This is a genomic window from Paenibacillus sp. IHB B 3415, from assembly GCF_000802655.2.
Lineage (GTDB): Bacteria > Bacillota > Bacilli > Paenibacillales > Paenibacillaceae > Paenibacillus_AQ > Paenibacillus_AQ phytohabitans.
Genome location: NZ_JUEI01000006.1, coordinates 99,724 through 114,240 on the forward strand (window position 1 = coordinate 99,724; position 14,517 = coordinate 114,240).

At 48.8% G+C, this 14,517-nt stretch carries 5 protein-coding genes; all 5 read left to right on the plus strand.

What is annotated here, in order from left to right; translation table 11 throughout:
- Positions 1 to 20: 20 nt before the first annotated feature.
- The 5 genes from QW71_RS03680 (at position 21) to QW71_RS03700 (ending at position 14,459) form a co-directional block, all read left to right on the plus strand.
- Positions 21 to 2,498 (plus strand): PfkB family carbohydrate kinase, encoded by a 2,478-nt coding sequence (locus tag QW71_RS03680; RefSeq protein ID WP_039293379.1) that lies wholly within the window; start codon positions 21 to 23, stop codon positions 2,496 to 2,498.
- Positions 2,495 to 4,771, plus strand: a complete 2,277-nt coding sequence (locus QW71_RS03685; protein WP_039293389.1) for a GH32 C-terminal domain-containing protein — start codon at positions 2,495 to 2,497, stop codon at positions 4,769 to 4,771. Before QW71_RS03680 ends, QW71_RS03685 begins: the two co-directional genes overlap by 4 nt.
- A 197-nt stretch (positions 4,772 to 4,968) precedes the next feature.
- Positions 4,969 to 11,256 (plus strand): S-layer homology domain-containing protein, encoded by a 6,288-nt coding sequence (locus QW71_RS38800; protein ID WP_083442408.1) that lies wholly within the window; start codon positions 4,969 to 4,971, stop codon positions 11,254 to 11,256.
- A gap of 108 nt (positions 11,257 to 11,364) precedes the next feature.
- A complete protein-coding gene (locus QW71_RS03695; protein ID WP_235441374.1) occupies positions 11,365 to 13,038 on the plus strand; it encodes a glycoside hydrolase family 172 protein in 1,674 nt (557 codons plus the stop codon).
- Entirely contained in the window at positions 13,038 to 14,459 is a 1,422-nt protein-coding gene (locus QW71_RS03700; protein ID WP_039293392.1) for a glycoside hydrolase family 32 protein, read from the plus strand. Before QW71_RS03695 ends, QW71_RS03700 begins: the two co-directional genes overlap by 1 nt.
- Positions 14,460 to 14,517 lie beyond the last annotated feature (58 nt).

The window sequence follows — 14,517 nt, forward strand, 5'->3', positions numbered from 1 at the left end:
GACTAGAGGTGGAGAACCATATGGTTGATATTACAGCAATAGGTGAAGTACTGATTGATTTTACTCCGGCAGGCTTGTCCGAGAAGGGGGAGCAGCTATTTGAATGCAATCCCGGCGGAGCTCCTGCCAATGTGGTTGTTGTTCTATCAAAGCTTGGAAAATCCACGGCGTTTATTGGTAAAGTGGGTGAAGACCAGTTTGGAGCATATCTTACTCAGGTTTTGCAAGGGAATGGTGTAGATACAAAGGGTTTAGTCAAGGAGAAGAATGCGAGTACAACACTAGCTTTTGTTCATCTGAAAGAAGATGGCGACCGTACCTTCAGCTTTGTCCGTAACCCAGGTGCTGATATGCTTCTAGCAATTGATGATATTGATCTGGAACGTATCAAAGGTTCGAGAATCTTTCATTTCGGATCTGTATCGATGACCCATGAACCTTCTGCAAGTGCAACTTTAACTGCTTGCAAATATGCAAAAGAGAATGGGGCTCTGATATCATTTGACCCCAATTTAAGACCTGCACTTTGGCGGAATTTGGAGGAAGCGAAGTCCAGGATAAAAGAAGGGCTTACTCTTGCCGATATAGTTAAAATTTCCGAAGAGGAACTTCAATTTATTACGGGTCTCACTGATTTAAAAGAGGGTACCCGTCAAATTCAGACAGAATTCAACGTGAGAGTAATCCTGGTGACCAAGGCTGAAAAAGGATGCTTCATTCGGTTCGGCTCAGGCTCCAAATGGGCAGATGTTCCAGGGTTCAAAGTTCATACGGTTGACACGACCGGAGCAGGAGATGCTTTTCTTGGAGGCTTCCTCTATCAACTGCTCGAGAGAGGTTGCAGTATTGAGCAGATCAGGGATCAGGACTGGATCCCGATTATAAGCTTCGCTAATGCAGTGGGGGCTTTGGTTACAACACAAAAAGGAGCCATTCCGGCAATTCCAACCTATCAGCAGGCCGCGGAATTAGTTCAGTCTGTCGGCACCGATTTGTCCCAAGAATCATACAGGCCTCAATTCCACTACTCTTCGCCTGCTATGTGGCTAAATGATCCAAATGGTATGGTCTATTTTGAAGGAGAGTACCATTTGATGTATCAGCATCATCCCGGAAGCACAGTATGGGGCCCTATGCATTGGGGGCATGCGGTTAGTAAAGATTTAGTGAAGTGGGAAACACTCCCTGTTGCTATGTCGCCAGATCATAACGGTGCCATTTTCTCTGGAAGCGCAGTTGTCGATTGGAAGGATACCAGCGGATTCTTTGACGGGGGATCGGGTTTGGTGGCTGTATTCACTCATGCAGATATATATCCAGATTCAGAAAGGCCGCGGCAGCGCCAAAGCTTGGCATACAGTAAGGACAAGGGCAGAAGCTGGACGTTCTATTCCGGAAATCCGGTTCTGTGCGATACCGAAATCACCGATTTTCGTGATCCTAAGGTCTTTTGGATGGAGGATGCCGGCCTCTGGATTATGGTCCTTGCGTGTGGAGACCATATCCGCTTTTATCGTTCCGTTAACTTGAAGGATTGGAATTATGCCAGTGAATTTGGAAAGACAGACGGTGCACACTACGGTGTCTGGGAATGTCCGGATTTATTTGAGCTATCCATCGATGGAACGTCATCAAAAAAATGGGTGCTGTTAGTGAGTATCGGAGACAATCCTGACTATCCTGAAGGCTCAAAAACCCAATACTTCGTTGGAAGCTTTGATGGCATGAAATTTATAAATGACAATACTCCTGATACCGTACTGTGGTTGGATGAGGGAAGAGATAATTACGCTGCAGTATCTTGGTCAGATATTCCGGAGGAAGACGGACAGCGCGTAATTATCGGATGGATGAACAACTGGAAATATGCTAATCAGATACCAACCGCTTCCTGGAGAGGTGCCATGACTCTTCCTCGTTTACTATCTCTGACCAACCGGAACGGGAATGTAATTCTATCACAAATGCCTGTTCAGGAGATAGAAAAGCTGCGGAAAGAGACGTACTCATGGAGTGATGTAGCGGTAACAAATGAGAATCCATTAATTCACGAGACTAACGGAGATCTATTGGAGATTGAGGTGGACCTTGATATCCACTCCGGAAACGAAGTTCATATCAAATTGAAATCTTCCGGACAGTGTGAAACGATTATTGGTTATGATCCTGAGCGAGAGTGGTTGTTTATCGACCGTTCTAAATCAGGTCTCACTGACTTCAACCCTTCATTTGCATGCAAGCACGGCGCTAGAGTGATTCCGGAAAGCGGAAACATCAAATTGCATATCTGGGTGGATCGCAGTGTGATTGAAGTGTTTGCAAATGATGGAATAGTGGCGCTGACTGATCAAATTTTCCCTGATAACCCGATTGAAAATGTATGTATAAGCACAGATACAGGGAGTGCCAAGCTAAATTCGCTTCATATCCATACTCTTAGTTCCATTCATAAGCGCGAAGACAGTACAGAGCAGATATCACGGAGGGTTAATGTATGAGCGAAATAATCAATAATCAAGGGTTGATGATGTATTGGGCCTTTGATGAAGGAACCGGAGCAAGTGCTCTGGAGAGCGTTACTAAGACGGTAGATGAGATACATTATGTATTTAACAATGCGGAGTTTACCAACCCTTGTACTCCGCCATGGAGACAGGGTGTGACGGGAAGCGGTCTCCTCTTCGATGGTTACTCAACATATATTGCCCATCCTGTCCACGTGGAAGAGAGTAACGAAGAGCCGGAATTTCTATCGGCTCTCAGCATTGGGGTTTGGGTTGCCCCGCGCACGTATGAATGGGGATATGAAAGCAAGCTCGCCGCCATCGTGAACCAACACAATATGGATAATAAACAGGGATTCCTGCTCGGCATGTTCCGTCACGGCTCCTGGTCCTTCCAAATTGGACTTGAGGGAGGAGAATGGGCAGAGATCTGGTCGCCGGACGGCTGTGAATTGCCGAAGAATGAGTGGTCTTATCTAAATGCTGTATTCAATGGCGACGATGGGGAAATTAAGCTGTTTCTCAACGGTAGAGAAATCGCTTCGTCTGCTGTGCCCCGCGGTTCCCGTATAGCCGCTGCGGACACGGAGCTGCTTATTGGCAAGAATAATCACAGCAGCAGGCTTATCGAAGTGTTCAACCTTCATATGTTCGGCGGGATCATGGATGAGTTGAAGATTTATAACCGGGCCTTGAGCAATGAGGAGGTTGCCGCTTCTTATCAGGAAGTGTTGGATTCCGCACATGGAGGCGTCCGGCCGCAGTTGAAATATGACGACATCAAGCTGGATCGTACACCTCTGCTTACGGACCGGCACAGACCGCAGTATCATGTCAGCCCGCCGGCACATTGGATGAACGAGCCTCATGCACCAATATATTTTGAAGGGCTGTATCATTTGTTCTATCAGCACAATCCGCAAGGACCGTACTTTCACCATATCCATTGGGGACATTGGGTGAGTGAAGATCTGGTACATTGGCGTGATCTTCCTGTGGCCCTGGCACCAGAGAAGGATCAGCTTGCACCCGACGGAATCTGGTCGGGAAGCGCGGCCTATGATGCGGACGGACTTCCTGCCTTGTTCTTTACAGCAGGTAATGACAGTGCTTCGCCGAATCAGAGTGTGGCGCTTGCCCGTAGCACTTACCCGCAGGATGGAGACCCGGAGCTGATAACGTGGATTAAACATCCGGAGCCGCTTATCGTTCAGAAGCAGGGAATGGGCGCATTCGGAGATTTCCGTGATCCGTTCGTATGGAAGGATGAAAAGGGCTGGTATGCCCTGGTCGGGTCGGGAATTGAAGGCGAAGGCGGGGCAGCGCTGGCATTTGCCTCAGAGGATATGCTGAATTGGACATACAAGGGCCCATTCTTTGAAGCGGATATTCAGAAGTTTCCTTATCTTGGGCCTATCTGGGAGCTCCCTGTATTTCTTCCCTTAGGCAGTGACAAGCAGGGGGACAACAAGCATCTATTGCTGGTTAGTCCTGTGGGAAAGGGTGCCGATGTTGAGGTCTTCTATTGGATCGGGCAGCTTGATCAGGACAATCTTTCATTTATCCCGGATCAGGAAGAACCGCAATTGATAGATGTCGGTGATTTTCATTTTACCGGACCAAGCGGTATGGTTGATCCGAAAACGGGTAGAAATATTGTTTTCACAATTGCCCAAGGGGACCGTACGTCCGAGCTGGAATACAAATCGGGTTGGGCGCATAACGGAGGTTTGCCGTTAAGTGTGTATTTAAGAGATGACGGGCGATTGGGCATCGAGCCGATTCAGGAGCTGCAATCGCTGCGGGGCGAGAAACGGTTATCGATCTGGGACAAGTCATTGGCTGAAGCTAATGTCCTGCTGGGGGATGTACAAGGCGACATGCTTGAAATTCAAATAGAGCTGGAGCCGGGCAATACCGGACAACTCGGAATCAAGGTCCGGTGTACACCGGATGGAGAAGAAGAAACACTGCTGTATTACGATTTCAATGAAGCTAAGCTCCTGGTCGACCGCACGAAAACAACACTGCATCCGGGTGAAAAGTGCATTGGTGTTCAAGGAGGCAAGCTGGAATTGTTAGGAGAGAATCTGAAGCTGCATATCTATTTGGACCGCTCCATGGTCGAAGCGTATGCCAACGGATTGAAAAGTCTGACGACCCGGGTGTATCCGAGCCGCAAGGATGCTCTGGGACTTGAGATCTGGGGCGATGGGGAACCGCTGGTTAAGTCCATGGAAATATGGGATATGCAATCCATATGGTAACGTGAGCGCCTAGGCGCTCCTTACTATACCCTATGGGTAATGTAACTAACACTTTAGCCACTTAGCATTCCTCGGGATGGAAACGCTTCATTCACGCCTCTCTTACTTCATGACTATGCATCCTTGTATACGGAGAGTCATTTCAAAATTACGTATGAATGATTTCATGAATAAGAAATGATGAAGGAGGCTCGTTGATGAGAGAAGCCAAAAGAAACAAAGCATGGATCTCCAGAATGGTTGCAGGGGTGATGGTTCTTCAGCTTGTAGCTCCCGGAATCTCGGCTGCAGCCGAAGCTGGAGTGGGTACTAGGGAGGCGTTCACCCCTAAGGCTGACGCAGGATTGTCAGTTACGGATGCGGTCTATCCTATTCCTAAGGCTGACGAGGGGTTGTCAGTTACGGATACAGTCTATCAAATCCAGAATCCGGGATTTGAAACCGGGGATATGATGGGCTGGACTGTTGTCAATGGTGAAGCGTTCGGTCCGGACAGTGTATCGGACGAAACCACTTGGTGGGCGGAACAAATCCCGTACAATCAGGAAGGTGCTTATCATCTAAACGGCTGGAAGCATGACGAGGCTGCGACCGGCGTGCTTCGTTCCAGCACTTTCGAGCTGGGCGGCAGCGGCTGGGTCAGCTTCAAGCTAGGTGGCGCGAAAAATCCAAACACAGCATATGTAAATATCGTGGAAGCCCAGACAGGTCAAGTGATTGCCCGGTATGGCAATAGCGCGTTCGCGGACGTTGGTTTCCCGAATCCCGCACAGGGCCTGCGGCTTGCCAATATGGAGCAATATAAGGCAGATCTTTCCGAATATCTAGGCAAGAAGCTGTACGTGGAGATCGTCGATAATGCAACGGCGGACTGGGGAGTGGTATTTGCGGATGCGTTCTTCATGTACCATGAATCCGAGCCTGTGGAAGGCATTGTTGCCACGGATATTAAGCCGGATATTGAATTAACCAGTCCCTATGAAGTCGAAAATCCAGGCTTTGAAACCGGGGATATGTCAGGCTGGACGGTTGTCAGAGGACAAGCGTTCGGTCAGGACAGTGTATCGGACGAAGCCACCTGGTGGGCGGAACAAATTCCGTACAACCAGGAAGGGGCCTTTCATTTAAACGGCTGGAAGCATGACGAGGCTGCGACTGGTGTGCTTCGTTCCAGTACCTTCGAGCTAAGCGGAAGCGGCTGGATCAGCTTCAAGCTTGGCGGTGCCAAAAATCCAAACAAGGCCTATATAAATGTCGTGGAGGCTGAATCGGGACAAGTCATTGCCCGGTATGGCAATAGCGCCTTCGCTGACGTGGGTTTCCCAAATCCCGCACAGGGCTTACGGCTTGCCAATATGGAGCAATATAAGGCGGATCTTTCCGAATATTTGGGCAAAAAGCTGTATGTGGAGATCGTCGACAACGCAACCACGGATTGGGGCGTGATCTTTGCGGACGCTTTCTTCATGTACCATGAAGCCGAGCCGGCTGAAGGAATTGCCGCCACGGATATCAAGCCGGATTTCAAACGTTATCAAATTGAGAATCCCAGCTTTGAAACCGGGAACTTAACAGGCTGGACGGTTGAAGAAGGAGAAGCGTTTGGTCCGAACAGCGTGTCGGACGAAACCACCTTTTGGGTTGAACAAATCCCGTATAACCAGGAAGGCACTTATCATTTAAACGGATTGAAGTATAACGAGACTTCGACAGGTAAGCTTCGTTCCAGCACCTTCGAGCTGGGCGGAACAGGCTGGATTACCTTCAGACTTGGCGGAGGCAAGCATACGGATCAAGTGTACGTGAACATCGTCAATGCCGATACAGGGGACATGATCGCCAGGTACGGCAACACCGAATTTAACGAGTCCGGGTTCCCGGACCCGGCACAGGGCCTGCGGCTCGCAAATATGGAGCATTATAAGGCTGATCTCTCCAAGTATATCGGCAAGAAGCTATATGTGGAGATCGTCGATAATGGGTACGCGGATTGGGGCGTGATCTTTGCAGACGCCTTACACACCTTCAATGAACTCGTACCGGAAGAAGGAGTCATGGCAGATAACATTATGCCGACTGAAATCCAGAATCCCGGCTTTGAAACCGGAAATTTAGAGAGCTGGACCGCCCAGGGCAACGCTTTTCAAGTGAACAATGATGCCCAAGCTGGTAAAGAAGGTAACTATTATGCCAAATCCTCCTTGGAAGGACAGGGCTCGATTACCTCCAATATCTTTACGCTTCGCGGGACCGGGACAATTAACTTCACTGTTTTAGACATCGTTAATCCGCAGGACGCCTACGTGGCATTATTTGATGCTAGTACGAACACGCTGCTTGAGAAGACCGGGAACGTCAGTGCGAATGAGCAGATATCCTGGAAAATGCAGAAACACTACAATAAGAGGCTGTATATCAAGGTTATCGATCAATCCAATCAAGCCCGTATTTCCGTTGACGCTTTTCAAGCGAATAATACGGGAACCATTTTCTACATGAGCCTTGATGAAGGCGCAGGAAAAAAGGCGCTCGAGGAAGTAAGCAACCTTGAGCATGATGTAAACTATGTATTTAATGACGCCAGATATATGGACTCCAAAGATCCAAGATGGACTCCGCGCGGAGTAAAAGGCGGGGCCTTGCTATTCGATGGATACTCAAATGATATTGAGATCGACGCAAAGGATACCGTTCCTGTAAGTGATGCGTTAACGCTTGAAGCCTGGGTTGCCCCGCGCAGCTACGAGTGGGGAGACGGAAACAAGCTGTCTGCTATCGTGAATCAGTCCGATCAGGATAAGACGGAAGGATTCGCTTTGGGGATGTACCGCCACGGTACATGGTCAATGCAGGTCGGGATCGGCGGACAGTGGATTCAGGTATGGGTCAAGGACCATCCTCTCGAAAAATACAAATGGAATTACGTTGCAGCTACGTTCGACAAAAAGGACGGAATCATTAAATTATATCTAAATGGTCAGGAAGTAGCTTCTCAGGCAACTCCTGTCAACGTTCCGGTTACACCTTCTACGGAAAAGCTGATTATCGGAAAAAACAATAGATCTGCAGAGTTTGCAGGATTGTTCTCCTACAATATGTTCAGCGGACTTATCGATGAAGTGAAACTGCAGAACAAAGCGCTCACGGGTCAGGAGATCCTTGCTGAATACGAGACTGTAAAGTCGCTTCACGGCGGCTCGGTTCCTGAGATTCCAAATGGCGATATTGATGAGGACCCAAGTGTGTTTGACGGTGATCAGCACCGTCCGCAGTACCATGCGATGCCTCCGCAAAACTGGATGAATGAAGCGCATGCACCGATTTATTATAACGGCCAGTATCATTTATTTTATCAGCATAACCCGCAAGGTCCATTCTGGCATCAAATCCACTGGGGACATTGGGTGAGTGACGATATGGTGCATTGGGAGAATGTGAGGCCTGCACTTGCGCCGGAAGCGGGTACTCTTGACCCGGATGGTGCATGGTCTGGCAGCGCAGCTTATGACCGTGACGGCAATCCAGTGCTCTTCTATACTGCCGGCAATGACTCATTGTCACCCAATCAAAGAACAGGCCTGGCGACTCCGGCAGATCTGTCGGACCCTAATTTGGAGCAATGGGTGAAATATCCTGAGCCGGTGACGGAGCAGAACGGGAATGGCATTCATAATGAGTTCCGCGACCCTTTTGTATGGTATGACCAAGAGACAGATAAGTGGTATCAGCTGGTGACATCCGGCCTTCAAGATTTCAGCAGCGGTACAGCTTTGGTGTATGTGTCTGACGATATGTACAACTGGGAGTATAAGGGGCCTCTATACGTTAGTGACAGAAATCTTTATCCGGAGCTCGGTACGGTATGGGAACTGCCGGTATTATTGCCGCTGGGTGAGGATAGTACAGGACAACAAAAATACATTTTCATGGTTAATCCCCATGAGAAGCCGGAGCAGGTTCCTCCAGCTGATGATGTGCTAAGAGATGTTGAAGTCTTTTACTGGATTGGAACCTGGGATAGAGATAACTTCAAGTTTATACCTGATCAGGACGCACCCACCAAAATGGATGTGGGAGATGGATATTTAACCGCCGAGAGCGGGATGGTTACACCTGACGGAAGAACGGTCGTATACTCCATGGTGCAAAATGTAAGAACGCCGCAGGCTGAGTATCAGGCTGGATGGGCTCATAATCTGGCACTGCCAGTTTCCCTGAGCCTGGATGAACACGATGAACTTCGCATTGAGCCCATTGAAGAATTGCAGAGTCTCCGGGGAGATAAGGTGGTTGATTTCACGGATGAAAATTTGGCTGCGGCCAATCAATTGATCCACAATGTCAAAGGCGACATGCTGGAGATTGTGATGGAAATTGATCCGGGTGAAGCCCAGAAATTCGGTCTCAAAGTGCGGCGCTCCGATAACGGCCAGGAGGAAACACTGATTTACTATGACAAGACGAACGGGACCTTCAATGTGGACCGGACCAAGAGCAGCATTGACCCGGATGTGCGCGTAGACGGGATTCAAGGCGGGGCCGTGGATCTGGACGGAGAGAATCTGAAGCTGCATATTTTCCTTGACCGTTCGGTTGTTGAAGCCTTTGCCAATGATAAGAAAAAGCTGACAACCAGAGTCTATGTAGGCCGATACGATTCCTTGGGCTTGCAGGTTTGGGCTGACAACGATATTACAGTCAAGTCCATGGAAGTATGGAATATGAATGCTTTGACGGGTGAACCGGCGGCTCCGGTCGATGTGCCTGACAACTGGGACAATTCGGTGTATACCGATATTACGGAGCTGCCTAACCATGATTTTGCTACAGGAGACCTAACAGGCTGGATTACTGAAGGAGACGCCTTCCAGGATGTCCATGTGACCGATGCCAAGTTCTTCTGGGACACGATCTACTTCAATCCATCGCATAAAATTCCGGGCGGCTATCATTTGTGGGGCTTTAACGAAGAAGCCGGAGGTGACAGCTTAACGGGAACGCTGAAATCACAGAATTTCGTCCTTGGCGGGAACGGCAAGCTCAATTTCCTGGTTAGCGGCGGGCGTGATATCGATAAGCTGTATGTTGCGCTAGTCCGGGCATCTGACGGCAAAGAGCTGTTTAAAGAGACTGCCACGAATTATGAGGAGTATCAGCGTAAGATATGGGATGCTTCGCAGTATATCGGCGAGGAGCTCTACATTAAGGTAGTTGACCAATCTACAGGCGGTTTCGGACATATTAATGTCGATGATTTCAATGTACCGGTTAAGGTGCAGAATGGGGTGAATCCGACTAACCCGACTGACCCAACCGGTCCAAGTGAACCAAGTGAACCAGCCAACCCGACTGACACAGCCGTTCCAAGCAGTCCTCCGGGTAAACCGGTGGTTCCGGCAAGTAAGCCGGAGAGTCAGAACAGCCTGTTATTCGAGTTGGGAAAAGGCGAGCGACAGGTACTATTCCCTGCGACTCTGGCAGCAAATGACGGTAAGAATGCGCTGAAGATCAAGCATGCAGATGTGGAGCTTGAAGTTCCCGCAGAAGTATTGAAGGATTTACAGGCAATGGTTACGGGCAGTGAGCTTGGGCAGTCGAAGATCTCTTTTGAAATAGAAACTTTAACTTCAGAGCAGAGCAAAGAGCGGGTTGGGCAAGTTGGACAAAGAAATCAGGCAGCCATTTCAGTGGCTGGAGAGATCTACGAATTCAAATTGTCTATTGTAAAGCCCGACGGAACGAAGCTGACGCTTGAGAAGTTCTCCAAACCCATCACAATCAGATTGGGCGCACAGGAGAATTCCCGCCAAGATTTAACGGGCATTTATTACATCTCAGATGACGGCAGTCTGGAATATATGGGTGGAACCTATGCGGACGGTAAATGGACGGCAAAGGTGAGTCATTTCAGCAAGTATGCCGTCCTTACTTATGATAAATCTTTTGAAGATGTGACTGCCTCCTATTGGGCCCATGATGTTATCAAAAGGATGGCAGCAAAGCAAATTGTCCTGGGTGTGAGTGAGACTGAATTCGCACCGAAGCAAAAGGTCAGCAGAGCGGAGTTCGCTTCCCTGATCACCCGGGCACTTGGAATAACAGGGACGAACTTAACCGCATTCAAGGATGTAGAACCTGAGCATTGGTATGCTTCTTCTATTACCGCAGCATACGGAGCGGGGATTGTAACGGGAAGAAGCACAGATACCTTTGCACCTGAGGAAACGATAAGCCGTGAAGAAATGGCATCCATGATCTACAAGGCGTATCTGTTCCATACAGGACAGAATCCTGTCTTCGGTCAAAGGAGTAGTTTCAATGATGCCGGTACGATTAGTGCATGGGCTGTAGATGCAGTGGCTGCCTTACAGGAACTCGGATTAGTTACCGGGCGCGGCAACCAGTTATTCATGCCACATGAAACGGTAAATCGTGCGGAAAGTGCGCAAATCATCTCGCTGTTGCTGGATAAAGTCAATAAATAATGGCTAAGGGAAAGCCGGGGAAGCAAGGTGATGTCCGCCTTCGCCATGACTCCGGCTTTCTCTAATTTATACCAAGTATCATCATACTCAAGAAGGAGTTCACACAGCATGGCTGAAATGGAACGAGAACAGAAGCGTTATACGTATAGAGATCTTGTGAGAAGACTATATGATCTTGAAGCACTAGCGATTCCGCCGCAGGCAGGCGAGAAGTCCGGCTGTTTCTCCAGCTTTGACCGCAGATCTGTTTATAATGCCGAGACGGGTCTATACGAGGATTGGGGAGCTAACGATGACGGAGGAGGTTTCATCCGTAAGGAAGATGAGAGCATTGTCGCCATGGAATTGGATGGTCCTGGTGTGATCTGGAGATTCTGGTCAGCCCTTCCCAAGGAGGGGCATATACGGATCTACATCGATCATTCGGATACCCCTGTGATTGATCAGCCCTTCCAGGATTATTTTGACAGATTTAATCAGGAGGATGCCCCATCCAACTTTCCTAATCTGGCGCCTACACTATCACGCGGAAGAAACTGTTTTATCCCCATCCCCTTTCAAGAGCACTGCAAGGTGCTTCTGGACAAAGGCTGGGGTGCTTATTATCACATCACCTATACCACATTCCCTTCCAATGTCCAAGTGCCTTCTTTTGAAGGTAGGATCGACAAGGAGTCGGCAATTGCACTTGCTGAAGCAGACCGGATTTTACAGCAAAGAGGAACCCAATATTTTAAAAAAGCAGAAGGAGCCTCTGACGAGAGTGTTACAGTAACCGTAAATGTTCCGGCAGGCGGCAAAGCCGTACTGTTTGACAAACAAGGAGCCGGAGCTCTTTCTATGATCCGTATTAGAACAGATATTGGAAGGAAGAGCGAGGAACAGCAGCAGAGCTTGGCCAGACAATTAGCTATTTCAATGAAATGGGATAATGAAGAACATCCTTCTGTATGGGCGCCTTTAGGTGATTTTTTCGGCAGTGCGCCGGGGATTAAGCCATACCGTTCTTTGCCTCTTGGAATGAATGAACATGAAATGTACAGTTATTGGTACATGCCGTTCTCAGAATCCGCAAGTATTGAAATTGAAAATGACGGAACGGAACCATACGAGATAACGGCTGAATTCCAATATACATCTTTAATGAAATCCACTACGGATAATCTCTTGCGGTTTCATGCCAAATGGCACCGGGATGAGTTTCTGAATCTTGATACTGAACGCTTTGCAGAAGGAGGCGATCGTTGGCCGGATTGGCCACTATTGCTTACCCAAAGCCGGGGGAGATTCTGCGGTGTTCATCTTCACGTATACAACACCTGGGAGCAACCGGAAGAGGAAGCCGAGACATGGTGGTATGGGATAGGAGATCAGAAAACCATTGACTGGTGGTGGGGCGAAGGAGACGAGAAGTTTTTTGTGGATGGTGAAACCTTTCCTTCCACTTTTGGAACGGGTAGCGAGGACTATATTGGTTATGCCTGGGCGGCAGAGCCACCCTTTCCCATGTTCGATAGCGCCTTTGCCAGTCAGCCCTTTGTTGAACTGGATGCGAATGGACACACCTCAGTGAATCGTTTTCAAATATGCGACAATATTCCTTTCATGACTTCCTTTGAAGGCTATATAGAAAAATATAAAGGGAATCAGTGGGGCCTTAATAACCAGTGTTTGTATGCCGCCACCGTGTACTGGTATCAGGAACGGGGCACAAGCGATGCTTATATGCCGGTTTCATTAAATGAACGCTTAGCCACTAAGAACAACGGGAGGAATTATTAATGAAAGAATTTTTTTATCGTCCGGACAACGCTTGGGTAGGGGATGTCATCCCTTATTATGAAGACGGAGAGTTTAAACTGTTTTATCTGCACGGGTGGAGAGACAACTACCGGGAAGGTCTCGATCATGGCTGGCATTTGCTTGGCACGAAAGATTTTGTGAACTACAGGGAAGATGGAGCTTGTAAAATTGAAGGCGGGACTGGCCACATCCTCAAGGTGGATGATGTCTATCATATGTTCTATTGTATTTTTCCTGATGGAAAACAGTTTGCCTGTCATGCCGTCAGTAAGGATCTGCAAACATGGGAGCCGATTCCAGAAGACACTTTTGGTCCGGATGGCGAAATTTATGAGCTGGCGGACTGGCGTGATCCCTTTGTATTCTGGAATGAAGAAGAAGGCCAATACTGGATGCTGATCGCTGCCCTGGCGAAAGGACCCACGAGCCGGAAAGGCTGCACCGGTCTGCTGTCGTCCAAGGATCTCAAGCATTGGGAGTACCGGGAGCCGCTGTATGCACCGAACCTGCATGTAGGCGCGCATGAGTGCCCGGACTTGTTCCGGATGGGAGACTGGTGGTACCTGATCTACTCTTCATATACAGGGCGTTTCGGCACCTTTTACCGGATGAGCCATTCCTTGAACGGACCGTGGATTACACCGCAGGAAGAAGCCTTTGATGGACGGGCTTATTATGCGGCCAAGTCAGTATCGGATGGGCAGAAACGTTATCTGTTCGGCTGGAATCCGACGAAGGATGACGATCTGTTCGGCTGGAACCCGCCCAAAGCTACAGGCAAAGACTATGACACCTGGGATTGGGGCGGCAATATGATTGTTCATGAAATTATACAACGCCAAGACGGAACGCTAGGCGTGAACGTCCCCGAAAGCGTTGATTCTGCTTTTGCCAAGCAGGTGCCTGTGGACTTCCATGGAGTCGCCGGAGACTGGTCGATCACGGACGATGTGCTGCTCTGTGAATCTCCTTATGCTTTTGCAGGTTGTATCACACAGGAGGAGCTTCCCGATCAGTGCAAGATTTCAACAGCCGTTCGTTTCTCGGGGGCGACCCAGGGTCTGGGGTTCATGCTTCGGGCCGGAGAAAGTCTTGATTTTGCCTACTATATCACGCTGGAGCCCCAGCGCAGCCGGATTACCTTCCGTGGGCCAATTATGCAATCTGAAGAGGGGGGCAAAACCTTCCCTTATGATGTGGAGCTGGAGCGTCCGCTCAAGCTGCTGCCGGAACAGGAATATGAGCTGAAGGTATTCGTGGACGGCACGATTTGCGAAATTTATGTTGGCGGGGAAGTGGCGATGAGTGCCAGAATGTACGACATTCAGCAAGGAAAGCTTGCCGTATTCGTCAGTCAGGGTGCAGCGGAGTTTAAAAGGGCCAAGATAGAAACTCTTTAAGAGTTTTCATAAACAAGCCATAGGCTGCCCGCATCTGATAACGGGCAGCCTACTGTTT